This window comes from Shewanella sp. GD03713 (genome assembly GCF_029843705.1).
Classification (GTDB): Bacteria; Pseudomonadota; Gammaproteobacteria; order Enterobacterales; family Shewanellaceae; genus Shewanella.
Genome location: NZ_JAOCIW010000001.1, coordinates 265131 through 290830 on the forward strand (window position 1 = coordinate 265131; position 25700 = coordinate 290830).

General features: G+C 48.3%; 22 protein-coding genes and 1 riboswitch. Of the genes, 10 read left to right on the forward strand and 12 right to left on the reverse strand.

Features of this window, described 5'->3' with window-relative positions:
• Window positions 1-28: 28 nt before the first annotated feature.
• Window positions 29-1378, reverse strand: a complete 1350-nt coding sequence (locus tag N5E87_RS01330) for an ATP-binding protein (RefSeq protein WP_140907478.1) — start codon at window positions 1376-1378, stop codon at window positions 29-31.
• Window positions 1379-1392: 14 nt separating this feature from the next.
• Window positions 1393-2079 carry a response regulator gene (locus tag N5E87_RS01335; protein WP_086903926.1) on the reverse strand — a complete coding sequence of 229 codons (687 nt, stop codon included), beginning with the start codon at window positions 2077-2079 and terminating at the stop codon, window positions 1393-1395.
• 305 nt (window positions 2080-2384) lie between these two features.
• Here N5E87_RS01335 and N5E87_RS01340 point away from each other — a divergent pair, with 305 nt between their 5' ends.
• The 3 genes from N5E87_RS01340 (at window position 2385) to N5E87_RS01350 (ending at window position 4892) form a co-directional block, all read left to right on the forward strand.
• On the forward strand, window positions 2385-2777 hold the full coding sequence (locus N5E87_RS01340; RefSeq protein WP_176370344.1) for a Spy/CpxP family protein refolding chaperone: 393 nt from the start codon (window positions 2385-2387) through the stop codon (window positions 2775-2777).
• A gap of 50 nt (window positions 2778-2827) precedes the next feature.
• On the forward strand, window positions 2828-3718 hold the full coding sequence (locus tag N5E87_RS01345; protein ID WP_140907479.1) for a cation diffusion facilitator family transporter: 891 nt from the start codon (window positions 2828-2830) through the stop codon (window positions 3716-3718).
• A gap of 616 nt (window positions 3719-4334) precedes the next feature.
• Complete coding sequence (locus tag N5E87_RS01350; protein WP_037425095.1) at window positions 4335-4892, forward strand: porin family protein; 558 nt, start codon at window positions 4335-4337, stop codon at window positions 4890-4892.
• A gap of 68 nt (window positions 4893-4960) precedes the next feature.
• Here N5E87_RS01350 and glnG read toward each other — a convergent pair whose 3' ends face one another.
• The 6 genes from glnG to N5E87_RS01380 all read right to left on the reverse strand — a co-directional run bounded on the left by glnG (window position 4961) and on the right by N5E87_RS01380 (window position 10722).
• Window positions 4961-6376 (reverse strand): nitrogen regulation protein NR(I), encoded by a 1416-nt coding sequence (gene glnG / locus N5E87_RS01355; protein ID WP_279774930.1) that lies wholly within the window; start codon window positions 6374-6376, stop codon window positions 4961-4963.
• A 37-nt stretch (window positions 6377-6413) separates the two neighbouring features.
• On the reverse strand, window positions 6414-7460 hold the full coding sequence (gene glnL / locus N5E87_RS01360; protein ID WP_279774931.1) for a nitrogen regulation protein NR(II): 1047 nt from the start codon (window positions 7458-7460) through the stop codon (window positions 6414-6416).
• Window positions 7461-7581: 121 nt separating this feature from the next.
• On the reverse strand, window positions 7582-8115 hold the full coding sequence (locus N5E87_RS01365; RefSeq protein ID WP_086903930.1) for a DUF4124 domain-containing protein: 534 nt from the start codon (window positions 8113-8115) through the stop codon (window positions 7582-7584).
• Window positions 8116-8389: 274 nt separating this feature from the next.
• Window positions 8390-9547, reverse strand: coding sequence for an iron-containing alcohol dehydrogenase (locus N5E87_RS01370; protein WP_126512277.1), 1158 nt, complete (start codon window positions 9545-9547; stop codon window positions 8390-8392).
• Window positions 9548-9697: 150 nt separating this feature from the next.
• Complete coding sequence (locus N5E87_RS01375; protein ID WP_126512278.1) at window positions 9698-10294, reverse strand: TetR/AcrR family transcriptional regulator; 597 nt, start codon at window positions 10292-10294, stop codon at window positions 9698-9700.
• Window positions 10295-10410: 116 nt separating this feature from the next.
• Window positions 10411-10722 carry a pyrimidine/purine nucleoside phosphorylase gene (locus N5E87_RS01380; RefSeq protein ID WP_086903933.1) on the reverse strand — a complete coding sequence of 104 codons (312 nt, stop codon included), beginning with the start codon at window positions 10720-10722 and terminating at the stop codon, window positions 10411-10413.
• A gap of 311 nt (window positions 10723-11033) precedes the next feature.
• On the opposite strand from N5E87_RS01380, the gene N5E87_RS01385 reads away from it, so the two are divergent.
• The gene (locus N5E87_RS01385) at window positions 11034-12989 is read left to right on the forward strand and encodes a methyl-accepting chemotaxis protein (RefSeq protein ID WP_126512279.1); all 1956 of its coding nucleotides are present in this window, start codon (window positions 11034-11036) and stop codon (window positions 12987-12989) included.
• A gap of 147 nt (window positions 12990-13136) precedes the next feature.
• Here N5E87_RS01385 and ovoA read toward each other — a convergent pair whose 3' ends face one another.
• Complete coding sequence (gene ovoA / locus N5E87_RS01390; RefSeq protein ID WP_086903935.1) at window positions 13137-15236, reverse strand: 5-histidylcysteine sulfoxide synthase; 2100 nt, start codon at window positions 15234-15236, stop codon at window positions 13137-13139.
• Window positions 15237-15575: 339 nt separating this feature from the next.
• Between ovoA and N5E87_RS01395 the strand changes: the two genes are divergently transcribed.
• Window positions 15576-15971: a hypothetical protein gene (locus N5E87_RS01395; RefSeq protein ID WP_086903936.1), complete on the forward strand. Its 396-nt coding sequence runs from the start codon at window positions 15576-15578 to the stop codon at window positions 15969-15971.
• 8 nt (window positions 15972-15979) lie between these two features.
• On the opposite strand, the gene N5E87_RS01400 is transcribed toward N5E87_RS01395, so the two are convergent.
• Window positions 15980-16177: a hypothetical protein gene (locus N5E87_RS01400; protein ID WP_086903937.1), complete on the reverse strand. Its 198-nt coding sequence runs from the start codon at window positions 16175-16177 to the stop codon at window positions 15980-15982.
• Between the two features lie 366 nt (window positions 16178-16543).
• On the opposite strand from N5E87_RS01400, the gene N5E87_RS01405 reads away from it, so the two are divergent.
• From N5E87_RS01405 to N5E87_RS01420, 4 genes are all read left to right on the forward strand, one after another.
• Window positions 16544-17383, forward strand: coding sequence for a PfkB family carbohydrate kinase (locus tag N5E87_RS01405; protein ID WP_279774933.1), 840 nt, complete (start codon window positions 16544-16546; stop codon window positions 17381-17383).
• Window positions 17384-17691: 308 nt separating this feature from the next.
• Window positions 17692-19149: a diguanylate cyclase gene (locus N5E87_RS01410; protein WP_279774934.1), complete on the forward strand. Its 1458-nt coding sequence runs from the start codon at window positions 17692-17694 to the stop codon at window positions 19147-19149.
• 116 nt (window positions 19150-19265) lie between these two features.
• Window positions 19266-19961, forward strand: a complete 696-nt coding sequence (locus N5E87_RS01415; RefSeq protein ID WP_220054421.1) for an MOSC domain-containing protein — start codon at window positions 19266-19268, stop codon at window positions 19959-19961.
• 36 nt (window positions 19962-19997) lie between these two features.
• On the forward strand, window positions 19998-20354 hold the full coding sequence (locus tag N5E87_RS01420) for a DUF4870 domain-containing protein (RefSeq protein ID WP_011621077.1): 357 nt from the start codon (window positions 19998-20000) through the stop codon (window positions 20352-20354).
• An 82-nt stretch (window positions 20355-20436) separates the two neighbouring features.
• On the opposite strand, the gene N5E87_RS01425 is transcribed toward N5E87_RS01420, so the two are convergent.
• Together N5E87_RS01425 and N5E87_RS01430 are read right to left on the reverse strand one after the other, a co-directional pair.
• Window positions 20437-22353: a methyl-accepting chemotaxis protein gene (locus N5E87_RS01425; RefSeq protein ID WP_279774935.1), complete on the reverse strand. Its 1917-nt coding sequence runs from the start codon at window positions 22351-22353 to the stop codon at window positions 20437-20439.
• A 303-nt stretch (window positions 22354-22656) separates the two neighbouring features.
• The gene (locus tag N5E87_RS01430) at window positions 22657-24306 is read right to left on the reverse strand and encodes an electron transfer flavoprotein-ubiquinone oxidoreductase (RefSeq protein ID WP_011715511.1); all 1650 of its coding nucleotides are present in this window, start codon (window positions 24304-24306) and stop codon (window positions 22657-22659) included.
• A gap of 252 nt (window positions 24307-24558) precedes the next feature.
• Window positions 24559-24692, forward strand: a riboswitch (molybdenum cofactor riboswitch).
• Between N5E87_RS01430 and moaA the strand changes: the two genes are divergently transcribed.
• The gene (moaA, locus tag N5E87_RS01435; RefSeq protein ID WP_041412503.1) at window positions 24680-25660 is read left to right on the forward strand and encodes a GTP 3',8-cyclase MoaA; all 981 of its coding nucleotides are present in this window, start codon (window positions 24680-24682) and stop codon (window positions 25658-25660) included. Its footprint overlaps the riboswitch before it by 13 nt.
• Window positions 25661-25700: the final 40 nt, after the last annotated feature.

Here is a 25700-nt window from a genome sequence, read left to right on the forward strand (position 1 = left end):
GCTAACAGTGTTAGCGGGGCTTATGTTTTTAGGTCGGTAAACTGATATTGACTTCAAGGCCGTGGGGCTGACGATTCTCGGCTCTGATTTTGCCTTTATGGGCGCTAATGGCTGCTTCGGTAATGGCGAGTCCTAGGCCCCAACCACCGCTTTCCCGCTGCCTTGCCGAATCGGGGCGATAGAAGGGTTTAAAAATCGCTTCAAGTTCAGCAGGATCTATCCCCGGGCCATCGTCTTTAATGGTGATCTGTACTTGGCCGCTGGCTTGGCTCGCGCGCAGGTGAATATCGCTCTGGGCATAACGAATCGCGTTGCGCAGCAGGTTTTCTATCGCCCGGGACAGGGATTTCGGATAATGGCTGAGTTCGATGGCTTCATCGATATCGATAGTGATCTTTTTGCCCTGTTGATCGGCTTCAAATTCGGCATCGTCCAATACTTGGCTTAGCGACTCGGCTAAGCCAAGGCGCACCTTGGTCTCATTGGTGCTGAGTTTGACCCGCGACAACTCCAAGAGCTCTGCGATCAATTTCTCTAGTTGCTCGGCCTCGTAGGCGATACGGTCGGTTTCCGTAGTCTGTTGGCCTTTCTTGCGGGCCAATGCCAGTGATAATTGTAGGCGGGTCAGTGGGGTGCGCAGTTCGTGGGAAATATCCCCCATCAAACGTTGCTGATTCTTCACCATGGCTTCGATCGAATCCGCCATGCTATTAAAGGCGGTGGCGAGCTGGCCGATTTCATCGTTACGTTGAGTGGTCGCCTTATCGACGCGATTGCTGAGATCACCTTCGGCGAGGGCATCGGCACTTTTCTTGAGCGAGTTTAATGGTTTACCTAAATGCCAAGCGAGTATGGCGCACAGTAATCCCGAGAGCACTATGGCTAGGCTTAGGGTGAGTAGCTTGTTTTCAATAAAGAAGAAGAACCAGGGACGAGGGTGAATATCCGGCAAGCGACCATAGAGATAGTAGGTTTCACCCTGAAGGGTAAATTGGTGTGGGCCGAAGACCAATTCATCTTTAAACTGATGACTAATCGGCTGTTTTTCCTCGTCGGTCATTAGCATAAAACTGCGTACGCCACGGCTGATTCTATTGGTGTTAATCACTTGGCCTTGGCTGTTGGCCAGATAGAGCCTAGGGGGTTTGCCCTCCATATCACCACGTCTTTCCCAGCGGCGCAGAAAATCAGATGTGACTAGCTCGGGATTGTCTTGAATACGCTGCGCTATGCTTGCCAGCACTTTTTGCAGATGCGGCGGAATTGGGGCGCGGTCGTGATTTTGTTGCAACAAAGGCAACAGCCCGACTAAGGCAATAATCAACGAACTACAGAGCCAAAATCCGAGCAGTAACTTGATAAATAAGCGATTAGGCACAGTTGTTCCCGTCGTTATGGTAGCCAGATATAGCCTTTGCCACGGATAGTTTTCACCCTAGGTCTGCCATCGCTACGCTCGGGGAGTTTTTTGCGTAGATTCGAGAGGTGCATATCTAGGCTGCGGTCGAAGGGCATGAGTTTTTTGCCGAGCACCATCTCGTTAAGCTCTTCTTTATTCATCAACTCGCCAGCATGGAGCGCTAAGGTGTGTAGCAGGGTAAACTCGGTTCCCGTGAGGATAATCAGTTGCTCATTGCAGTAGGCTTCTTGGCGTGAGGGATCTAAGCGCAAATCGCCAAATTCCTGCGCTGGGGTGGCGTGGATCTCTTGGGCGGTTAAGTGTGAGCGGCGAATGATGGCGCGAATCCGAGCGATAAGCTCCCTGTCATTAAAGGGTTTAGGTAAATAGTCATCGGCACCGATTTCAAGCCCTACCACACGGTCAATTTCATCACCTCTGGCGGTGAGCATCAGCACCGGTGTTTGCTTGTGTTGGCGAAGGGCGCGTAGCACTTCAAAACCGTTTAATTTAGGTAACATCACATCGAGTAAGATCAGATCGTAATCCCCCGCTAGGGCCAGTTCTAGGCCTTGCTTGCCATCATAGGCCAGCGTGAGTTTAAACCCTTCGAGCTCGAGTAATTGTCCGAGGAGTTCTGATAAACCAAGATCATCATCGATTAATAATATCCGACTCATAGTGTTCCTTAATCTGGGTGAACTGGTGTGAAAGACTCAAAGCGATGTGCTAAACCACAGACGGCTTGAGTATTTTGCCTGAGTATACCTCTTTTGATGTCAATTGCTGTGTAGCAATGTAAGCCAAAGTAAAGAATAGGGAATTTGTTAGTTCTTGTCGCAACTTTACACTGATTTACTCAGGTCACGCCCTCACTTACATATGACGCTTTAGACTGTAATCGTCGAAAGTGATTCGGCTTTTAAAAGGGTCGTCACTGTATCTTGTCTTTACAACATAACGTTGAACTATTGAGGTTAACATGATGAAAACATTATCTCCTTTTAAAGCAGGCCTATTTGCCATCCTAGCAAGCTCCGCGGTATTCGCGACGACAGTTAATGCCGAGCCAGGCCAAGGTTGTGACCATCCTCGTGGCGAGTTTCATAAACGTGGCGATCGCATGGAGCATGATGGCATGCATAGAATGTTCGAAGGATTAGACTTAACTGATGCACAAAAAGCAGACATTAAAAAGCTGTTTGCTGAGCAACGCGCCGCACGTAGCGACGACAAGCCGTGCAAGGAGGAGCGTTCAGCGCATCGTGCTGAAATGCAGGCGATGCAGAATCAAATCTACAATCTGCTGACACCGGAGCAGCAAGCTAAGTTTAAAGCGCGATTTGAAGCACAAGCTGGTAAAGAACCTCGCGGTTAAGCTTGTAAGCTGATATACAATAGGGTCATAGCTTCCCGATATAGACCCTTATGACTCAGACTTCCCAATACGATTTTTGGGTCAAACTGGCTAGTCGCGCTTCCGTGGCTACCGCTTTGACCCTTATTCTTATCAAGCTGTTAGCTTGGTTATATTCTGGCTCGGCCAGTATGCTGGCATCCTTAACGGACTCCTTCGCCGACGCACTCGCCTCAATCATCAACTTTATCGCCATTCGTTATGCCATCGTCCCCGCCGACCATGACCACAGATACGGCCACGGTAAAGCGGAGCCATTAGCGTCGTTGGCGCAATCGGCCTTTATTATGGGCTCGGCATTCCTGCTGCTGTTTTATGGTGGAGAGCGGTTACTGAATCCCGCCCCGGTTGAGCACGCAACTTTAGGTGTGGTGGTCTCAGTTGTCGCGATTGTGTTGACATTAGCATTAGTGATGTTGCAAAAGCGGGCGCTGGCGGCGACCAATAGTACGGTAGTCGAAGCCGATTCGTTGCACTATAAGTCGGATTTATTCCTCAATGGCGCAGTATTGCTCGCACTCGTTTTGTCCCAATATGGTTGGTGGTGGGCCGATGGGCTCTTTGCCGTGCTTATCGCTTGCTATATCGGCCAACAGGCTTTTGATTTAGGTTACCGCTCGATTCAAGCATTGTTAGATCGTGAGTTAGATGAAGAAACCCGCCAGCGGATAAAACAAATTGCTAAGGAAGATCCAAGAGTATTAGGGCTTCATGATTTACGGACGCGCCAAGCAGGTAAAACCATTTTTATTCAATTCCATTTGGAGTTAGACGGCCATTTAAGCCTAAACGAGGCCCACAGTATTGCCGATACCACAGGGCTTAGGGTAAAGGCCGCCTTTGAAGATGCCGAGGTGATTATTCACCAAGATCCCGTACAAGTGGAGCCAATGACTCAATAACCGCGGTAAAACACTAAAGCGATTATTGACATACCAAAGGAGTGGTTATGCCATGGATGCAGCGGCAGTCTCACCTGTTTGATGCTAATACGCGGCTCATCTGCCGTTATCATCGATTGTCGACTCACTCGCTTTGAGTTGATTGCCGAGCATGTCCCCAGCGCGAGCGGGGGACTTGACTCAAACCTCTCTGATCATAATCTAGTGAATCTTCCTATGGGCGTTTGGAGCGAGCTTATCCTGCGTCAATCCTTATATTATTGGCCGAGAATTATTCCGTTCAATATTGCGCAGCGGGAGTATCGACTACATGTTTGGCCATTATTAATGTGGCGCAGCCGGGTAATTTGTGCACAATCGAGAAAAGTTATGATTAGTGAATGCCTCGATGAGCGAAAACGTCGTTCCCTTATTCTCTAGTGTTATTTCGCGATTATGAATGTATTGCGAGTCGTTAGTTAATGCTTAAGTCTCTTCTCATACATGCTCGTTTTATTTAAAGCTGAATGCTTTCTGTATAAAGTGTATTTAGCCTTTACAAACTATTACTCTTATTTTGTGTTTGTTATATTATTCGCGGCGTTTACTACTTAGGTTAACTCATTAGGGAAATGTAATGAAAAAACTATCTTTAGTTGCGGGTTCTTTACTAGCAGTATTAGTGACAGGCCAAGCTGTAGCGGCAGCTGACACCACAGGTTTTTATGTGGGTGGTGCACTAAATCGCGTGACTGTTGATGTGCTTGATGATGGAGAAACAGGGACAGGTTTCGGTGTATACGGTGGTTACAACTTTAACGAATGGTTTGGTTTAGAGGCGAATTTATTTGCAACTGGCGATTTAGGCGATAACGATGTCGATATTTCTGCGGGTGCACTTACTTTTACACCTAAGTTTACTATGCAAATCAATGATATGTTCTCAGCTTATGCAAAGGTCGGTGTTGCATCTATGGCTATGAATATTGACGGTTTTGGTTTTGATGAAGATTTCACAGGCTATGGCTGGACCTACGGTGTTGGTATTAACGCTGCTGTGACAGAGCATTTAAATGTTCGCTTGAGTTACGATGTTACTAGCGGTGATTTAGACGCTGACCACAATTATTTAAATGTGAAAGATATCGATACCGATATTAAACAACTGGCGATTGGTGTGCATTACCAGTTCTAATTATTTAGATTTAATCTAAATAATAAAAAAGGGATATCACTATCCCTTTTTTGCTTTTAAATGGATGGTTAATCCATAGACAATTCTTTGAGTTTTCGCGTTAAGGTATTTCTTCCCCAACCTAAACGTTTTGCCGCTTCTTGTTTATGCCCTTGGGTATGGCGTAATGCGGTTTCGAGCAAAATACGTTCAAAGGCCGGCTGAACCTCAGTTAATAAATCACTATTTCCCTCAGACAGTTTTTGGTCAATCCACTCTGTGAGTGCCGATTGCCAATCTTGGCTGCCTTTTGCCATAGGATTAATGCTGGCGGGCTCTTTAAGTAGCTCTGGGGGTAAATCCTGGGGCAGGATTTCTTGTCCTGAGGCCATGACGGTGAGCCAGCGACAAGTGTTCTCGAGTTGTCTAACGTTGCCCGGCCATGGCAATTGCGATAGCTTAGCGGCGGTCTCCTTGGTGAGGATTTTGGCTTCGACACCAATCTCCTTGGCGGCGGAGGCTAAAAAGTGGCTAGCAAGCTGAGGAATATCCTCACGGCGTTGTGACAGCGGTGGCAAATGGATACGAATCACATTGAGGCGGTGGAATAAGTCTTCCCTAAATCCGCCTTTTAGGACTAATTGCTCAAGATCTTGGTGGGTGGCAGCAATGATGCGCACATCCACTTGTACAGCACTGTGGCCGCCGACTCGATAAAACTGTCCATCGGCGAGAACCCGTAGCAAACGGGTTTGCACGTCTAGCGGCATATCGCCGATTTCATCTAAAAACAGGGTGCCGCCGTTAGCTTGCTCAAAGCGCCCTTGACGCACGTTAGCCGCACCAGTAAAGGCGCCTTTTTCGTGGCCAAACAGTTCTGATTCGATTAAATCCTTGGGAATCGCCGCCATATTCAAGGCGATAAAAGGTTTATCTTTACGCGGACTGTGCTTATGCAGTGCGCCTGCGACTAGCTCTTTACCTGTGCCTGATTGGCCATTGATCAGTACGCTGATTGAAGAGCGCGACAACCTACCAATGGCACGAAACACTTCCTGCATCGCGGGGGCTTCACCGATAATTTCGGGGGTTTTGACTTGAGTTTCCTGCGCCGCTGGCGTTGGACTTTGCTCTGTTGCATGGGTCAGCGCACGCTCAACGAGGGAAATTGCTTCATCAATATCAAAGGGTTTTGGCAAATACTCAAACGCCCCAGCTTGATAGGCACTCACGGCACTGTCTAAGTCCGAATGCGCCGTCATGATGATAACGGGAATATGCGGATAGTGGATTTGCAGTCTTTCAAGCAGAGTTAAGCCATCGGTGCCCGGCATACGAATATCCGAGACGATGACCCGTGGTTGGGCAATCTCTAATGCTTGCCAAAGTGATTCGGCCGCAGCAAAGCTGGCGGTGCTGAGTTTAGCGCCTTGGAGCGCTTTTTCGAGCACCCAACGTATTGAGCTATCATCGTCGAGGATCCACACTTGTTCACTGATTCGCATTTTGCTTCCTCATACGGTATGTGTTGGTTTTGCTTAATTATTTGGCACTTAAAATCGGTAGAGAGATAATAAATTCTGTGTGTCCTGGGCTGGAGACGCAATCAATTCTGCCCGAGTGTAATCTGGCAATGTTGTGGGCAATCGATAGACCCAGCCCAGAACCTTGCTCACGGCTGGTGACCATGGGATAAAACAGTGTGTCCATGAGCTCAGGTGGAATGCCTGGGCCATTGTCGATAATGGACAGGGTCAGTACGAGCTTGTGGCGCTGCGAACCGATAGTGACTTGGTGTTGCGTGCGGGTGCGGATCAGGATTTCACCGCCAGTATACTCGAGGGCTTGCACCGCATTCTGCAAAATATTCAACACTGCTTGTTGCATTTGGTCGGGATCCATCTCGATATCGGGAATCGAGGGATCGTAGTCGCGCTTTAGCTGAATATTGGCGGGCAGAGCCATTTCCACCAGTTTATAAACCTTCTGCACCACTTGATGAATGTTGTGCAGGCTATGTTGGGTCGGTCGCTGCGGGCCGAGCAATCTGTCCACTAGGCTGCGCAGGCGGTCGGCCTGCTCAATGATCAGATTGGTAAATTCCTTTTGTGCCGGATCCTCTAATTCCCGTGAGAGCAACTGTGCCGCGCCACGCAGGCCACCCAGGGGATTTTTGATCTCGTGGGCCAAATTTCGCACCAGAAATTGCGCCGCCTGTTGCTGGGCATCCTGGCTGAGTTGCTGGTGGATCCGGCGTTGCTGGTCCACCTGTCTCAGTTCAAGCAGGCTCAATTGTGCTTCGTCTTCGAGCGGGATCAGCGTTAGGTCGACGGTATGGTGCTGGGCATCTAAGGTCACTAAGGTCGCCGTGTTAACCGTGAGGCCTTGGCCAGCTTTCACCGCATCACTCAGTAATTGGGCATCAACGCCAAGGACTTGATAATGCTCCGGAAGGGCTTGCTCGACTAACCTATGGCTACCTACACCTAACAGTTGCTCTGCTGCTGCGTTGGCATAACAAGGCTTAAGATCCTTATCGATGACAAGTACCGCGGTGACTAAATGATTAAGCAGAGTCTCTTTATCCATCTACCGTTCCTGAAAATGGGGTTGCACCATTATGTTGCACCGATTTGGTGCAGGCTGCAACACGACTTCATCAAACGGCTAGATTGAATAAAAACGACCTAATCAATTGTTATTAAATGATTTAATTAGATTTCGGTTGTTTTTTCGGGACTGGATTCATCGCCGCTTGATGAAGAAATATCTTTCGTGGGGAGCTAGATGCAAAGACTTTGCCGTTTTGAGTCATGGCATCGACAACAATGGTATGTTCACCTCGGTCGATGTTCTTAAGTTGGAAGATGCCACCCACTTGAGGCTGGCCGACCGTTTGACCGTCGAGTTTTAGTGCCATCAGATACTGGCTTTTGATCTCCGGGGTGACAGTGGCCGTGACCTGAAAGTCGCCGTTATTGTCTCTCACTGTTTCCTCTTCTTCTGGGGAGGTGATGACGACTTGATACTGGATTTGTTGGATCACTTGCGAGTCATCCGCGTCATTTTTTACGGGGGGAAGTGCAATTTGATTGAGGGTTTTCTCTTTTAACTCAACAACCTCGGCATTGGGATGTGGCTCATCTGAGTAATGGACTTTTCCATCTTTATCGACCCATTTGTACACTGTTGCCTGAGCGAACAGGCTGAGCAGCAATAAGCTGATGAGGGTGAATGTACGCATGCGAAAGTCCTTTTGCCTTGGAGATGAAGTTCTACAAGATTAGTCGTTTTTTCACCAAAAATCATGGTGTTTATTCAGCTCGGTTGAGGTTTAGCGTGGGAATAAACGCGGGGTTGATTTTATGCCTTCAAATCGGTGGAGCGCCTGGTTCTGTCGGCAAATATCTAGTGGAGTGAAGGTGAGAGCGGTTTGGATGTTGAGGCGCAGCCGAGTTTGCCTCTTTTAGGTGAGTGTCAACGCACCACTATGGTGCGTTGACTGCAGTAACGAAAGCTTAGAGCGCCAGGGTTAAAATATCGCGGCTCATAGCGGGATCGATATTGCCATGTTCGCCTAGGGCAACCATGCCATGTTGCTCAAGCTGAGTGACGACAGCATCGACAGCTTCTTTACCTAAATCGTAGGCAGATAAGTGGGTTGCAATGCCCATGGATTCGAAGAAGGCTTGGGTTTTCGCAATAGCCGCCTCAATACGTTCATCTTCCGAGCCGGTGTTGATGTGCCACACTCTGTCAGCAAACTGCAGTAATTTTTCACGCTTAGCGGCTTTAGTGCAGCGTAATAATGCTGGCAATACAATGGCTAAGGTGCGGGCATGGTCAATATCATATAAGGCTGTGAGCTCATGGCCGATCATGTGTGTTGCCCAGTCGTGCGGTACACCCGTCGCGATAGTGCCATTGAGTGCCATAGTCGCGACCCACATCAAGTTAGCGCGGATATCGTAATCTTCTGGCTGTGTGAGTGCCTGTGGCCCCAGTTCAATCAAAATTTGCAGCAAGCCTTCGGCGAATCTGTCCTGCACCGCCGCATTGACTGGGTAGGTGAGGTACTGCTCTGTGATATGCACAAAGGCATCGACCACGCCGTTCGTCACTTGTCTTTCTGGCAGGGTGAAGGTCTTAGTTGGGTCGAGGATTGAGAATTGCGGATAAACTAAGTCGTTACGGAACGGCAGTTTAGCTTTCAATGACTTACGGGTCACCACGCTGGCGTTGTTCATCTCCGAACCCGTCGCTGGCAAGGTTAATACCGAGCCAAATGGCATGGCTTTAGTCACATTCGCGCCCCAGTTGGTGAGAATATCCCAAGGCTCGCCTTCAAATACCGCTGCCGCCGCAACAAATTTAGTTCCATCGATCACAGAACCGCCGCCGACTGCGAGTAAAAAGTCGATGTTTAATTCACGAACTTGCTCGACAGCCTGCATCAGGGTTTCGTAGGTTGGGTTAGGTTCTATTCCCTCGAACTCGACCACGAAACGATTTCCAAGCGCTTGTTTTACTTCGGTTAAGGTGCCTGTTCTTCTGGCGCTGCTGCCGCCAAATAACACCATGACTCTGGCATCGCGAGGCACTAAGGTGTCGATTTCAGCTATGGTGTTTTTACCAAAGTGGATTCGGGTTGGGTTGTAGTAGGCGAAATTGAACATACTGCTATGTGTCCTATGGTTGGAAAATGATTTTAGTAGACCAGTCGTCTAGATTTGTTTGGCTACTATATGATAAATCAAGCCGATGAGGCGATATTTCATTGTTCATTAACGGGTTGCGGATTAATTGGTGTGCCAGTGTTGCTGGCATTAACCCATGGTTTTGGTCTTTAAAATAGATTCGGTCATTGCAAGGGCGCGCTCTAAAGCTGCGTGGCTGTGGCCGAGTTTATTCATCAAACTGGCGCCGAGCCACATGTGATACAACAACTCTGCTGTTGCCTGGGCATCCTGTTCACAGATGGATTTATCGGCAATCCCCACTTGAATGCACTGGGTTAAGCGCTCGATGATCCCTGCCGACCCCTTTAAAAGCACAAGGCGCATGGCCTCAGAGAGATCGGCCACCTCAGCACTTAACTTAACGACTAGGCATTTTTGATCGACACAGCCGTCCTGCTGTACGTGCAACCATCTTTGCCAGTATTGCATTTGGCGCTCAAAGCCTGAGAGTTGAGTCTCGTTAAACAGGCCATCAAGCTCAGCTTGGTATTGCTCGAAATACCCCGTTAACAAGGCCTCACCAAATTGCTCTTTGGATTTAAAATAATGATAAAACGAGCCTTTAGGGACCTGGGCAGCCTTGAGTAATTGGGCTAAGCCTAGGCACGAAAAGCCTTGTTTGAGGATCAGTGAGTATCCAACGTCGAGAATATGCTGACGTGTCGATTGGGTTTCAGATTTCATGGCGAAGGATTATAAAGTGTATTAGACCAGTCGTCTAGTAGTCTGGTTTGCATCAATACAAAAGCGCTAACGATTAAGGAATGCCTAAGCTGGTTAAGCATTCCTCGGTAAGGGTCTTACAGGTAGCTACAGCAATACTCGGCTATCGCATTGTTGCGGATTTTAAAGCTGACGTTGGCCGCGAGTTCGAATTGACTGCCTTCGCTAAAGGTTTGCCAGGTTGTGTTATTTGGCAGTAACACCTCGAAACTGCCGCTGGTAACCTGCATGATTTCTCCCTGAGAGGTGGAAAACTCATATTCTCCAGGGAGGACCACGCCTAAGGTCTTTTTGCTGCCATCGCTGAAAAATACACTGCGGCTGGCAACTTTACCCTCAAAGTAAATATTGGCTTTTTTCGCGACTGAGACTTGCTCGATTAACTCCATGTTACGCTCCCATTTGTGCAGATGTGAATTTGTATTCAATTTGATGTGATTTTTATTCTTGCGTCAATGTGAAAATTTTCATCGTCAACGTTATGTATCACTTAACAACGCTATTTCTATTGCCTCTTATACATTTCAATGAAATATGCATAAAAGCGCCTGAGCAAGGTTAATGGTTATTTAATTAGCGAGTTGCGTACTGAATAAAAAAATGGCCTCACTTGGTTGAGGTTTCAATCTTCACCTATAGTTTTAACGGTGGTTGTTTTGCCAGTAATTATGGAATCTTGGGTGCGACAAGGAGTGTCTCCATGGGATTTACGCGTAAAATTCAACTGATTAGTCTGTTGATCGTTCTGTTACCTCTGATCCTATCGACAGCGATAGTGACCTATCTTGCCAAAAATGAGTTATTTGCAGAGGCTCAATCCCGTTTGGTGGCCGTTCGAGAGATTAAACAGCGGCAGATCAACGGTATGTTTCAAGATTTCTCAGATAACTTACAGTCCGTTAGCGCGGTGATTGCCAGCCAGCCGAATCTAGAAACCTTGAGCGATTTAGACTCAACGCTCAAATCCCTCAACAAACTGCTGGGTTTTTACGATCTGTTTATCATCACCGATGACGGTACGGTTTTTTATACTGTGGCGAAAGAGCCTGATTACGGGACCAATTTGCGTACTGGGCCCTATCGTTCTTCAGGGCTTGCACAACTCTTCGATAAGGCACTTACGACATCGGACACTGTGTTTTTACAGGATTTTTCTGCCTATGCACCATCAAACGGACAAGCGGCCGCCTTTATTGGCCAAGGCATTCAATACCATGGGCAGCATATTGTGGTGGCTGCACAGGTTTCTATCGAGCGGATCAACCGCGTGATGCAGATCCGCGAAGGGATGGGGGATTCGGGGGCAACCTATCTCATCGGCCCCGATAATCGAATGCGTTCTGACTCTTTTCTTGACCCCATCAATCGCACCGTATCTGCCTCCTTTGCAGGCTCGGTCGCTAAAAATGGGGTCGATACTCTGGCGGTGGCAGCTGCGTTAGCTGGTAAAGAGGGGGTTATGCAGGTTTATGATTACAATCATAATCTTGTTCTCTCAGCCTACTCGCCTGTCATTGAAATGGGGCTCAAATGGGGCTTAATGGCCGAGATTGATGTGAGTGAAATTGCCGCGCCTGCCTACCATATGATGTATATCGGGCTGATGGTGTGTGCCTTGTCTGTGGTGCTGGCGATCGCGGCGGCAAAACTCGTGACCAGCTTTGTGCTTAAACCTCTGGGCGGTGAGCCCGAGGATATGTGCCATTTGACTAGCCTTATCGCCTCTGGGGACTTAACCCATAGTCTCTCCCACGGCCATGCTGATAATCATTTAATGAGCTGGCTGGCGAGGATGCAGACCAAATTAAAGGAAATTATTAGCCAATTGGTGGGGATGGGCCACGAGCTAGAGTCTGCCGCGGAGCAAAATTCTGCGGCTATGTGTCAGGCCGATTGCAGCATTCAATTGCAGGCGAAAGAGACAGATATGTTGGCCACGGCCGTAGAGGAAATGAGTTATGCCGCCGCCGAAATCAGTACCAATACACTGAAATCCTCCGACGAGGTGGCCTCTTGTACTCAATCGAGTGGCATTCTTTCACAAAATCTTGCGAGTACTCGCCAAAGCTTACAGGTGACGCTAGCAAGTTTTGCCGCCATTCATCAGCAGGTCGGAAATCTTGAGGCAGATAGCCAGAAAATCGGCAGCGTTCTGGATGTGATTAATGCGATTGCCGAGCAAACCAATCTGTTAGCCCTCAATGCGGCGATTGAAGCTGCCCGAGCAGGAGAGCATGGGCGTGGATTTGCGGTGGTAGCCGATGAAGTGCGGCAACTTGCGGTGAAGGTACAAGAGGCGACGCAGGACATTGGAAAGGTATTGCAGGGGATCCAGCAGCAATCGGGTGTGCTGGCGCAGCATAGTGTGACTTGTTCGTCTGAGGCATCTAAAACGGCTGAGGATGCCGAAGGCATGCAAGCGGCGGTGGATGATATTGCTATGCGGCTTGAAACACTTAAAGCCTTAATGATCCAAACGGCAACGGCCGCAGAGGAACAAACCACAGTGTCGGCGACGATAGCCCAAGGCATTGCAGGGCTCAGCGCGGCGGCGGAGGAAAATAGCGCGGCTATCAGCCAAGTGGCCGCGAGCACCCGAAGCCTGTTAGGGCTAGCAAACCAACTTGGTTTAACAACGGCTCAGTTTAAGGTCTAGGACGCAGTGCCAAGCATAGGTAAGCAATGCCGAGCATTCGTCGTTCTTGCAACTGGATGACTATTATTGCTGCGCCGTTTGTTATGCATCCGCCAGAAGGGATTATCTGGCGGATTTTTTCTTTAGGGCGACTATTAATCTTGAAAGCTAACGCTTACGCCAGATCGTCATCTCTGAAATCGAATGCTGGAATTTACGCTTGGTTTCGCGGATAACGAAGGGGATTTCTTTCACTGCGACCAGTTCAAATTGGCCTATCAAGGTTTCGGTTAACCCATCTAAAGTGGTGAAGTTTTCCCCTTTGACTTTAATCCCCCCAAGCCATTTATCCTTTGGCGTGTAGTCTTCGAGCCAAGTATAGGGCGAGGCGATAACCAGATATCCTCCTTGATTGATGCGTTGCCCAATACTGGTGAGGAAATGTTGAGGATCGTTCAATCTGTCGATGAGATTTGAGGCATAGACCAAATCGTATCCTGTGTAGAGAGGCTTGAGATTACAGGCATCCCCTTGGATAAAATTGACTTTTTTGGCTTCGCCAAGGTATCCCAGTTTAGCAAGACTGGCACTCTTGAATTCCTGTAAGTCTCCCTCGGTGCGAATGGTGTAGCGTTTTTCGCCTTGTTCGGTCAGGGCGTAAGCCTGCTGGATAAAGCGCGCCGAAAAGTCGATGCCATCCACGTGGTCGAACACTTTGGCTAACTCAAAACTAGCACGTCCGACTGAGCAACCTATATCTAAGGCTTTGGTGGTGTGCTCGAGTTGGATCTCGTTGAGTGCTTGTTGTACCCCATTTACGCAAAAATTCGGCACACCAAAGTACTCGGCACCATAGTGGAATTCTAAATACTGGGAAATCAGTTCATCGGTTTCGTACACATTGACCTCGGCCATTTGCTCTGGATTTTGCAACGACTCAACGTAACGGAATCCGGCATGTTGATAAAAGTGACGCCTAAAGGCATAGCGTGAAGCGGCAATGGCTTCATTGCCCGTTGAAATCCACGAGCCGCCCTTAATCAGATTGTGCTTGCCATCGAAGGTAGGCGTCGAAAAATCATCGTAGAGCGGATGTACTGCAAAACCATTAAAACCGTCGATAGCGGTTTCAGTCCATTGCCAGACATTGCCGACAATGTCATAAAAATCATTGTGTTTAAAGCGGTTCACCGGGCAGGAAGAGGCGTAATAAGCCAGTGAGATATTGCCTGGAACTTCATGCCAATCGGGGGCATCGCTCGGTACATTTTCCCGCAAGATATACCACTCGGCCTCGGTGAGTAGGCGAATATTGCTCTGGCTTTGGCGCGCCTTCCAATTACAAAAGGCCTTAGCTTCGAGTTGATTGACTTCGACGGGCCAATTGAGCGGCAAAGGGATTTCGCTGGTGAGGTTACGTTGCCACCATTTATCATCGCGGCGACGCCAAAAGCGCGGCATTTGGGCTTGGGTATACGCCAGCCAAGCTTGGCCTTCCTCATTCCAATAGTCTTGAGTTTGATAGCCTCCCGCTTCGACAAAAGCTAGGTATTCTTGATTGCTCACTAAGTACTTTGAGGCTTTAAAGTCGGCGACTTTAAAGCTCTTATTACCGTATTCGTTATCCCAGCCGTAGGTGTTGTCTTGCTCTTTTTTACCTAAGGTGATTTTTTTACCCGCTACGGTAAGCAGTTGATTGGGTTCGGCGCTACCCACATCCTGACATTCTGGCCACTGGGAATTAGCACACACATCCTCTAATGGAAGCTGGCGAATAATGGCGGAAGAGGTCTCTAAGTGAATGCGCTCGTGTTCTATGCCCATCAAGATGACCCAAGCGGGACTGTCTTGGCTGATCGGCAGAGTGATTGGCATGGTATCAATCAGTTGATTGACGACCTGTTTGACTTGATCCCGATAAGTCTTTACCTCTGCGACACTTGGCCATTGATAGTGGGTTTCGTCGAGGTCATCCCAAGACATTTCGTCTACACCGATGGCAAACATAGATTCAAAGTGATCATTCACTCGTTCATCGAGATACTTACCCAGCTTGAGTTTATTGATATAGAAAGTGGCGGTATGACCAAAGTAAAAAATCAGCGGATGGCGCAGCGGTTCGGCTTTAACGTAATAAGCCTCGTCGTGTTTTATCAGCTCGAAGAGGGATTCGTAGAGTGCCCAAGTTTGATTGAAGTATTGTTTAAGCTCTTGACGTTTCAGCGCCTCATTCTCACCCGTAAGTTTGAGTGTTTGCAAAACTGGCATATTCGATTTCTCCATAGGGCAAGCTGGTGCCATAGTGGTGGCTATGGGTTGTCAGGCTCAATACGTGGCGCGGGTTTATTGGATCACTCTATCAACAAAATGTGGCAGTTATTGAGCTGTTTTTTCAAGCTAACAGAAAGTCCTCATGGCTCCAATCATTAACTCGAAGTTCAGCATATGACCTTAGCGGCGTCATTTTTATTGCAGTTATGTGGGTTACAGTCTGAGGGGAATTGTCTGCAGAAGGTTAAAATTATTTTATCCCTGACCAGTATTTTATCTGCCAAGGTTAAGGCAGAATGTTCTCGTCCGTAAAATTATTATGCAGGATATAACGGGATGGCAATGAACGCATTATGGATACCCGCTTGGTATGAGCTTGATCCGTCGATCGTTGTGGGCGTGACTGAAGAGTTTGTATTTCATAAACCCGCTACCAATGAGGCACTGAGATTTTACAGTGGCGCGAAAGAAGCTGATGCAGTGAAAGCGACAGGCGCAATTTCAAGCATTCATCACAAAGTCTTGGGGGATATTGAAAGTGTTGATGCTCAAGGGCTTGATTATACGGTTGTGTTAAAAGATGGTCGTCGTTTATTGGTGAACGCAGAGGAAGATCCTGGCCTCATTTACGAATGGGTGGATGACAGTTGGCAACCTTCGGAGATGGTGATCCAAGATTGGCAACTGGATGTAAAGTTTACCTCGCTTTCTCCCTTTAAGATGATCGATTAACCAACATCCTATTGTTCGGAGCAGTTAGGCTCAAAATGTTGAACCGACTGCTCCTCAAATAACGCCTTTAATAACTGATATTCATGCTGAATCTTGGCGACATAGGCGTCATGAAACTCCAACTCGCTAAACTCTTCTAAACATTGTCGATAACGACGCAGTTGCTCTTGTCCATCAATATCTTGATGTAGCCAGTCGATAAGCATACGAATTCCTTTCGTCTTTCATCCTTGAAGCGCCAGCTTAACCTTTTTCTAATCTAGTGTGGGATGGCATTTGATGACACTTTTATGAATAAATGTCTAAAAATCACACATTGAAGAATATTTTTATTATTTATCAATATATTGAGTGATTGTATTTAACGTTTAAGTTGCCTGGTGGGTTAACTCGCTGAATTCAAATATGGATAAAGTCTTACAGCAAAAACTGCTATTGGCTGCTGTGATGGGGTTCAACACCTTGATAGCGGCGATTGTGTCACCTGAGGTTTTGGTCTAGATTGAGGGCTCTTTTAACCGAGTCATCGCCGAGAGTTAGCGCGGTCTGTTGTTTCATTATGGAGTCCTGTCATGGCAAATATTTTGCTGGTGGCCAATCTTAACTGTGACCGAGTGCTGATCCTTGATAAGCCATTGAAAACGGGCGGGCGCTTTCATTATCAAGATGGTGGACAAAGGTTAGGTGGTGGTGGCGCCAATACTGGGCTCGGACTGGTATGGGCGGGTCATAGAGTTGCCTTGGTGAGCCAAGTCGGGCGGGATGAAATGGGCGACTGGGTCATCGCAGAGGCGAGTACTCAAGGGCTCGATTGTCGTTTAGTGCAGCGCCGCGCGGGAAATACCTGTGAAATGTTACTGGTGATGACGCCCGATGGTGAGCGCACCATCATTCGTCCGCAGCGGCCAGTTTTTGAATTATCTGTGCCACCCAAATGGCAGCATTGGGATGCGCTGTATTTTAATACCTCGGCTGAGGGTACCGTTAGTTGGGCGAAAACCGCACTGGAGCATTGCCTTGTGATCGCACAACTGGCGAAGGATGACAGGCCGCGCCCTTGCCACGTGTTACTGGCTTCTGTGAGTGATATGCAAGGCCGCTGTGATGTCGCGTCTTGGGATTATGGCGTGAGCATTGGTGGAGAATCATTACGTTATTTTGTTGTCACCGACGGTGTGCGTGGCGCTAAGGTGTACACCCGAGATGATGTGCAGCATGTGCCGGCTGTGCCTGCTGAGGTTGTCGATACTACAGGAGCGGGAGATGCCTATGCCGCAGGGCTTATCCATGGCTTATGTGCGGGAAAAACCATTACCGAAGCTATGGCCGAAGGCGCGATTTGGGCAGCATTTGCCGTGGCCACCGACAGCTCTATCCCCGGTGAAGCATTGAAACACTATTTAGAAGGTTAGAATGGCTGATTAGCCTCAATGTGACGTCCAAGGGAAGTCATCTTTCTGTCATCTAGGCTTGCTAGAGTGTGTTCAGTGACGAATAGCTCTTGTCCCTTAACGTTTTCTTGTGCTTTTCTCCCATTTTGTTGGTTCGCATGTTTGCCCCGTTTCCCCAACGGGGCATTTTTTTAGCTCGAATAATGTTATTCCGTTACCGAACATTCATATTGTGGAAATATTGTGCGGTTGGCGAGGGTTTACGTTAACATTCAGGCAACGCATCTCGTTGAAATAGAATAATAAGCCTGCAGTTGTTGGAGTTGGAAATGGGCAATCACGTTTGGAATGATAAAAAGAAGTTTATTTGGTTGCTGTCAGTATTGTTACTGGTGGCCTTTTTAGTCACCAGTGGCATTAGTTATAAAGTGGCCCATGACTCCTTGAGTCAGCAGATTGAGAGCAATACTTTACCCCTAACCAGTGACAATATTTATTCTGAAATTCAACAGGATCTGCTTCGTCCCATCTTTATCTCCTCGCTTATGGCGCAGGATACCTTTGTGCGTGACTGGATGTTAAACCATGAACAAGAACCCGAAAAACTGATCCGTTATCTCAAAGAAATCCAAGATAAATACGACACAGTCACCAGCTTTTTTGTCTCGGAGCAGAGCCGTAATTACTACCATTCTTCGGGAGTCCTAAAGAAAATCCAAGATATCGACCCAAACGATGCCTGGTATTTTCGTGTGCGCTCGTTACCCGAGTCAGAACATTACGAGATTAATATCGATGCCGATACGGCGGATCGGACTAAGACAACCGTATTTGTTAATTACAAGGTTTTTGATTTTGAAGGTAAGTTTATTGGCGTCACCGGTGTCGGCCTTGCGGTTGAAAAGGTCAAGGCGCTGATCGAGCTCTATCAGAAACGTTACAACCGCCGGGTATTTTTCACCGATAGGCAGGGCAACGTCACCCTCCATGGGGATGAATATGATGGTGCCGATTCTTTGCAGACTACTGCCGGACTCGAGCTGCTAGCCACGCGGATTTTAACCAGCCCGAGCGCGGCCTTTAGCTATCAACGCAATGGTAAAACGGTCCACTTAAACAGTCGCCTCGTGCCTGAATTCAAATGGTATCTTATCGTTGAGCAGGAAGATGTGCCGCAGGAGCAAGAGCTGCTGAATACCTTTTGGGGTAACTTGGGCTTAAGTTTATTGGTGACAATTGGGATTTTACTGATTTCAAACATGACCTTAGGTCGTTATCAGCGCAAACTGGAGATTATGGCCTCAACCGATAAACTCACTGGTGCCGCTAATCGCCAAGTGTTTGAAGAGTATTTCCATCAGGCATTAGAGAAGGCAAAGCTATCCAAGCAAGCGATTTCAATCCTCCTTGTCGATATCGACCACTTTAAAAAAGTGAACGATAGCTATGGTCACAGCATTGGTGACTTAGTATTAAAAACCGTCACTAACCTGCTGCGTAGTCAGTTAAAAGAGCAGGATGTACTTTGCCGTTGGGGCGGCGAGGAATTTATCGTGTTATTGCCTGAGATGGATCTTAGCCATGCCGCTGAATTGGCGGAGCATTTCCGTGATTTAATTTTCCAGCGCGAATTAAAAGTCAATGGCGTGCATATCGCTATCACTGTGAGTATTGGGGTTGCCGAATACCAAAAACTTGAGCCCGCGGAAGATTTGATTAAACGAGCGGATCTCGCCTTGTATCAGGCGAAAGAAGCGGGGCGCAATCAAGTGGTTCTCAATCAGTAGTATGCTGTTATGATGGCCAAATCTGCCAAAGGGATTGTTTTGCTTAACGCCGCGTTTAGTGGCTGAGGCGTGCGGGCAGAGTTCGGTGACGGATAGCGATGAAGTAGGAGTAACAAATGTCGACCTTGTTGGTAAATAGATTATCGGGTTTGTATTTAGGGGCGGTTCTGCAAGAGATTGACGGTGTTTCTACTGGTATCGACGGTAAAAAATCGGCGCAGCAGTTGCGAGTGAATGTCGATCGTGTCGAAGGCGATGCGCAAGCCGATCCTAAGCACCATGGCGGACTCGACCGAGTGCTGCATCATTTTCCCCGCGAGCATTATGGTCAGTATCGTCGCTGGGATTTAATCACCCAACTCGAAGATGCGCCGAGCATGGGTGAAAACATCAGCACTGTTGGTTTGAATGAAACCGAGGTCAATATCGGCGATATCCTGCAAATCGGTGCCGTCACAGTGCAGGTGACTCAGCCGCGTTCACCTTGCTTTAAATTGAACTTGCAATTTGGCCATAGAGACTTTGCCCTCGCCATGCAGCAGAGTCAGCTATGTGGTTGGTTTTACAGAGTATTAACCCCTGGTGTGATTCAGCTAAACGACAGGATAGAATTAGTCGAGCGTAAAACCGATATCAGTGTTGCCGAGGCCATGGCGCTGTACTTCTCACCCGAATACGATGCCAAAGCCTATGATAGACTCGCCTCATGTGAAGGGTTGGCACAAAGCTGGGTGAATAGTCTGCAGCGGCGCTTAGCGACACAGCAAGTCGAAGATTGGCAGATGCGCTTATATGGGCCAAAAGGTAAATAAACTTTATTTTTCAAACAATAATACAGGGAAAGTGTAATGATAGAGTCAGTGACTAAGAGTGAAAGAGATTTTGGCTTACTTGTGTATGCCTCCAGTTTAATCGGTTATTTAGTGCCATTAGGCTCGATTCTCGGACCACTGATTATGTGGTTGATGAAACGTGAAGAGTCGGCTTTTGTCGACCAATGCGGCCGTAGTTGCTTGAACTTTAAATTAAGCCTGTTGATCTATGTGATTATCAGCGGGCTGTTAGCCTTTGTGGGCATTGGGTTTATCTTCTTGATCATCCTCGGCATTCTCGACTTAGTTTGCACTATCCTTGGGATCATTAAGGCGAGCGAAGGGCAAGTGTATCGTTATCCGCTGACGATTAAGTTCCTTTCCGACAACTAATTGCTTTTAAAGCGATTCAATAAAAACGCCTTAGGGAGAGATTCGCTAAGGCGTTGTTGTTTGGTTTCAACCCATCTTGGACTTACACCTTAAATTTCGCCACTAAGGTGTCTAAGCGGTGGGCGAGTTGATTTAGCGCTAAGCTCGCCTGTGCCGCAGCTTGTGCCGTGCTGGCGGTGCGCTGGGTGATCTCGTTAATTTCGGTCACGTTGCGGTTGATATCTTCCACTACGGTCGATTGCTCTTCCGTCGCCGCGGCCACTTGAATGTTCATATCGCTGATCAGGCCAATACGGTCACTAATGCCTACCAGAGATTGGCTGGCCTCATCGACGGCGGCCACCCCTTCGTGGGAGCGCGCACGGCTTTGGGCCATGGCATTCACCGCTCGGCTGGCTTCGGATTGCAACTTGTCGATCATGCCTTGGACTTCGTTGGTCGATGCGGCGGTGCGCGATGCCAGATTACGGACTTCATCGGCTACCACTGCAAAGCCTCGTCCCGCCTCACCAGCACGTGCGGCTTCAATCGCGGCGTTTAGGGCTAACAGGTTAGTTTGCTCCGAAATCGCGCGGATCACATCGAGAATGCCACCGATAGACTTGGTATGAGTCGCGAGGGATTCAATCACTTCACCAACTTGTTCCACATCCTGAGAGAGCTGATTAATGGTATCTCGAGCACGGGTTACCACCACTTGGCCACTATTGGATTCGGTATCGGCATCTTTCGCCGCAACAGCGGCTTGGGCGGCATTGCTGGCGATTTCATTTACAGTGGCACCCATCTCATTGATGGCGGTCACTACCATCATAGTGCGATCTTTTTGCTCATGGCTGTCTTCAAGGGTTTGCTGCGCCTGATTAGACACATCCTTCGCCGAGAAGCCGAGCTGTTCACTGGTCTGCGCAACCTCAATCACTGAGTCTTGGATTTTGCTGATAAAGCTATTAAATCCTTGTGCCAGTTGGGCAATCTCATCTTCACCTTTAACGGGTAGGCGCTGACGTAAATCGCCTTCACCTTCGCCGATATCACGGAACATTGCCGCGACTTGTGCGATAGGGCGGCTTACTGAACCTGCCACCACAATCGCCAGCATGATAAAGCCCGCGGCAATGATGAAGGTCCAAATTAAGATCTGGTAGGCGGCATCCGTTAGCAGGGCGAACACTTCGGCTTCGGGCACTTGAGCCACGAGATACCAATCCATGGAGGGAATATAGCTGCTGGCTACGAAGGTGTTTTCACCTTGGATTTGGGTATCGATCAGGTTGAAATCATTACGATTAAGTAATGAGCTGATGTTGGCACCTGAGTACAAACTCTTGAGGCTACTCTTGCCAATTTGGCTGGCGTCGGGGTGCAGTTTTATCTCGCCTTTGGCATCGACTAAGTAAACAAAGCCTGTTTCTTCAATCTTAAAGGAGCCCAGTAGACGCACCATATCATCGAGGGATTTAGCGAGGCCAACGAGTCCACGACCATTCGGTTGCTGGTAGTTAATAAAGAGTTTTACCTCGCCATTGGCTTCGGTAAAGACGTTAAGCATTCGCTCTTGGCCGCTGTCGCGATAACCAAAAAACCAACCGTCCTGCGCAGGGGTGAGTACACGTAAAAAACCATCCTGAGTGTAGTAGGCGGCGGTTTGTCTATCGGCGTAGGAGGCTTGGGCCAAATGATATTGGCGGGTGATATCCTTCAGCTGGGCAACGACTTGCGGCTCTTGCTCCTGCGGACGACCGTTTTCAAGCCATTGCAGCAACATACGGCTGCTGGCGAGTTGTTCGGCGGCATTCATTAAGCTCGAAATATCTAGCTCAATCTTGTTGCGGATCTGCATCATTAAGCTGGGCATTTCCGACCCGAGCATACGCTGCTGTACCACGCTTTTTGCACTACGTTGGCTGAGGACGCCCACGAGTATGGTCGACAGCAGCACAGCAAATGTCACTGTCAGCAGGATTTTCTGCTTAATAGTAAGGTTATTCAATATCATAAATATCAATATGCCTGTGTTAGACGTTTAGAAATATCGGTCGACGTTTTCTAGCCAATAACAAGTATCGGACAGAAATGTTAAAAGTTAACCTTTGTTTAGGTCGAATGCCGAATAAAACAGCGTCCAAGACATTTATTGGGCCTAACCTGTTGCTCTTGCGGTAGATCTTGTTATGTAGAGTATAGATGGAAATGAGTTGCTGATTTGGAGCATGTGATTTTTATGGCGCAATTGTGACCAAAGTGTGGCGTGAAGGCAAGCAAAAATAAGGCGCTCAATGAGCGCCTTATTCCGGTTGAGTTACATATTCGGGTAGTTTGGACCACCGCCGCCCTCGGGCGTCACCCAAGTAATGTTTTGACTCGGGTCTTTAATGTCGCAGGTTTTGCAGTGGATGCAGTTTTGCGCATTGATGACAAACTTAGGCTGTCCTGCTTCTTCAACGATTTCGTATACGCCGGCAGGGCAGTAACGCTGGGCTGGCTCGTTAAATTGCGTCAGGTTTATCCCGAGCGGGATGCTGTTGTCTTTTAAGCGCAGATGGCAAGGCTGGTCTTCCTCATGATAAGTGCTCGACAGGTAGACTGAAGAGAGCTTATCGAAGCTGAGTTTGCCATCGGGCTTGGGATAATCAATCTTGCTGTAGGCGCTGACTGGGGCCATTTGTGCATAGTCTGGGTGCTCATCACGCAGGGTGATTGGGAACTTACCGCCGAACCAGTTTTGATCTATGTAGTTAAATGCGCCGCCGAGGAAAGTGCCAAACTTGTGCATTGCTGGGCCAAAGTTGCGCGACTTATATAACTCTTCGTGTAACCAGCTTTCTTCCAGATGGGTTTGGAAACAATCCAGATCTTTACCGCCTTCGACCTCGGCCAGCATCGCTTTGGCTAAGGTTTCGGCTGCGACAATACCGCTCTTCATGGCGGTGTGGGTGCCTTTGATCTTGGCGAAGTTTAAGGTACCTGCATCGCAACCAATCAGCAGACCGCCGGGGAAACTCATCTTCGGCAGTGAGTTCAGGCCGCCCTTAGTGATTGCGCGAGCACCATAGGTCAAACGCTCGCCTCCAGTTAAGTATTTGGCGATAACAGGGTGAGTCTTATAACGTTGGAATTCATCGAACGGGCTTAAATGGGGGTTCTTGTAGTTGAGGTCGATAATCAGACCCACGGCAATTTGGTTGTCTTCCATATGGTAGAGGAAGCCGCCACCCGATGCGCCATCGGTTAATGGCCAACCACCTGTGTGCACCACTTTACCTTGTTCGTGTTGTTCGGCGGGGACTTTCCAGATTTCTTTAAAGCCTAAGCCGTAATGTTGTGGTGTCTTGCCATTATCTAAGTGGTATTTCGCGATCAGCTGTTTGCCTAAGTGACCACGGCAACCTTCTGAGAACACGGTATATTTGGCGTGTAGTTCCATGCCAGGCATAAAGCTGTCTTTCGGCTGACCGTCGGCACCGACGCCCATATCACCAATCAGGATGCCTTTCACGCTGTTATCTTCATTGAAGAGTAATTCGCTGGCGGCAAAACCAGGGAAGATTTCTACGCCGAGCGCTTCGGCGCGGGTCGCGAGCCAACGGCAGAGGTTACCTACGCTGACAATATAGTTGCCTTCGTTGTGCATGGTTTTAGGCACAAACGCATTGGGCATCAGCTTGCTGTCGGTGGCGGAATTGAGTAGATAGATTTCATCGTGGGTCACGGCTGTGGTGACGGGAGCGCCTGAATCGCGCCAGTCGCTAAATAGCTCATCTAACACTCGTGGTTCGAATACGGCGCCAGATAGAATGTGTGCTCCCACTTCGGAGCCTTTCTCTACCACGCAGACGGTAATTTCTTTGCCTGAACTCTGTGATATCTGCATCAACCGACACGCAGTGGCCAAGCCAGCTGGGCCTGCGCCGACGATAACAACATCGAATTCCATTGATTCGCGTTCCATCAGTTCACCTCTTCCTTCGCATATCCCCGATTTTTACCGGGTGTTGTAGTTTGTTTGTAAACGGGCGTTTTATTGCTGATGTCCACCTTACCTCAAAATCACCGCAGGGCACAGGGGCTAAGCGGGCTGTTTAGCCTAAATAATGACAAATCTTTGGGTGAGCGCTGTCACAGATTGTTCACGCCCACTTGAAGCGGATCAAGAAATACCTGTTTGGGGGTATAGCTAGGCAATACTTTCGGCTTATAATCACGGTTGACGGTTCTCCGAGCTTGCCTACCTAAGTCAACAGATATGGGGGTGTAGCCGTGGCAATAAGGCCACTGGGGTGAGTAAAGAAATGCACTCGCCTCCCACACTTGGAAAGGTGATCATGTCTCAATTACAAGACAATTTTGGTCGTAAATTTCATTACTTACGAATGTCAGTCACTGACGTTTGTAACTTCAAATGCAGTTATTGCCTCCCAGATGGTTATCATCCGAATGGCAAACAACAGTTTTTATCTCTCAGTGAGATAGAAAACCTTGTGTCCGCATTTAGCCAGGTTGGCACTCAAAAAATTCGTATCACTGGCGGCGAACCCACGCTGCGTAAAGATTTTACCGATATCATTCGAGTGGTCGCCGACAACCCTCGTATTCATACCGTCGCTACTACCACTAATGGGTATAGGCTCGAGAAGCATGCCCAAGAGTGGTTCGACGCAGGGCTGCGCCGTATCAATGTGTCGGTAGACAGCTTAGATCCTAAGATGTTTTACCAGATCACCGGCGAGAATAAGTTCGACGAGGTGATGCGTGGTATCGATGCCGCCTTATCCGCGGGTTTTGAGCGCGTGAAGGTCAATGCGGTATTGCTCAAGGGGATGAACGATAAAGATTTACCGCGCTTTTTGAATTGGATTAAGCACACGCCCATCGACCTGCGTTTTATTGAGCTGATGGAAACAGGCCTTGGCCGCGAGTATTTCCAAGCTCACCATTTGGCGGGTGCCGATATCAAAGCGCAGCTGCAAGCCGAGGGCTGGCAATTAGATACGCCTCGCGCCGACGATGGCCCTGCGCAAAACTTCAGCCACAGTGACTTTAAGGGCCGTATCGGCTTGATCATGCCCTACGCCACTAACTTCTGCGCGAGCTGTAATCGCTTGCGGGTCTCGGCCAAGGGTAAGTTGCACTTATGCCTCTTTACCGAGTCTGGCATCGATTTGCGTGATCTACTGCAACACCCGAGTCAACAAGCGGAATTAATCGAGCGGTTACACGGTCAACTGGCGCAGAAGAAGGAAACCCATTATCTGCATCAGGGCATTACTGGCGTGACGCAACATCTGGCCTCGATTGGCGGTTAATCTAACTTAGGTCTTAGTCTGCTTATCGCGTTATCTTTCA

Coding starts and splice junctions, on each gene's coding strand:
- N5E87_RS01335 (WP_086903926.1), bottom strand. CDS start 2,079: ATGAGTCGGATATTATTAATCGATGATGATCTTGGTTTATCAGAACTC.
- N5E87_RS01340 (WP_176370344.1), top strand. CDS start 2,385: ATGAAAACATTATCTCCTTTTAAAGCAGGCCTATTTGCCATCCTAGCA.
- N5E87_RS01345 (WP_140907479.1), top strand. CDS start 2,828: ATGACTCAGACTTCCCAATACGATTTTTGGGTCAAACTGGCTAGTCGC.
- N5E87_RS01350 (WP_037425095.1), top strand. CDS start 4,335: ATGAAAAAACTATCTTTAGTTGCGGGTTCTTTACTAGCAGTATTAGTG.
- glnG (WP_279774930.1), bottom strand. CDS start 6,376: ATGCGAATCAGTGAACAAGTGTGGATCCTCGACGATGATAGCTCAATA.
- glnL (WP_279774931.1), bottom strand. CDS start 7,460: ATGGATAAAGAGACTCTGCTTAATCATTTAGTCACCGCGGTACTTGTC.
- N5E87_RS01365 (WP_086903930.1), bottom strand. CDS start 8,115: ATGCGTACATTCACCCTCATCAGCTTATTGCTGCTCAGCCTGTTCGCT.
- N5E87_RS01370 (WP_126512277.1), bottom strand. CDS start 9,547: ATGTTCAATTTCGCCTACTACAACCCAACCCGAATCCACTTTGGTAAA.
- N5E87_RS01375 (WP_126512278.1), bottom strand. CDS start 10,294: ATGAAATCTGAAACCCAATCGACACGTCAGCATATTCTCGACGTTGGA.
- N5E87_RS01380 (WP_086903933.1), bottom strand. CDS start 10,722: ATGGAGTTAATCGAGCAAGTCTCAGTCGCGAAAAAAGCCAATATTTAC.
- N5E87_RS01385 (WP_126512279.1), top strand. CDS start 11,034: ATGGGATTTACGCGTAAAATTCAACTGATTAGTCTGTTGATCGTTCTG.
- ovoA (WP_086903935.1), bottom strand. CDS start 15,236: ATGCCAGTTTTGCAAACACTCAAACTTACGGGTGAGAATGAGGCGCTG.
- N5E87_RS01395 (WP_086903936.1), top strand. CDS start 15,576: ATGGCAATGAACGCATTATGGATACCCGCTTGGTATGAGCTTGATCCG.
- N5E87_RS01400 (WP_086903937.1), bottom strand. CDS start 16,177: ATGCTTATCGACTGGCTACATCAAGATATTGATGGACAAGAGCAACTG.
- N5E87_RS01405 (WP_279774933.1), top strand. CDS start 16,544: ATGGCAAATATTTTGCTGGTGGCCAATCTTAACTGTGACCGAGTGCTG.
- N5E87_RS01410 (WP_279774934.1), top strand. CDS start 17,692: ATGGGCAATCACGTTTGGAATGATAAAAAGAAGTTTATTTGGTTGCTG.
- N5E87_RS01415 (WP_220054421.1), top strand. CDS start 19,266: ATGTCGACCTTGTTGGTAAATAGATTATCGGGTTTGTATTTAGGGGCG.
- N5E87_RS01420 (WP_011621077.1), top strand. CDS start 19,998: ATGATAGAGTCAGTGACTAAGAGTGAAAGAGATTTTGGCTTACTTGTG.
- N5E87_RS01425 (WP_279774935.1), bottom strand. CDS start 22,353: ATGATATTGAATAACCTTACTATTAAGCAGAAAATCCTGCTGACAGTG.
- N5E87_RS01430 (WP_011715511.1), bottom strand. CDS start 24,306: ATGGAACGCGAATCAATGGAATTCGATGTTGTTATCGTCGGCGCAGGC.
- moaA (WP_041412503.1), top strand. CDS start 24,680: ATGTCTCAATTACAAGACAATTTTGGTCGTAAATTTCATTACTTACGA.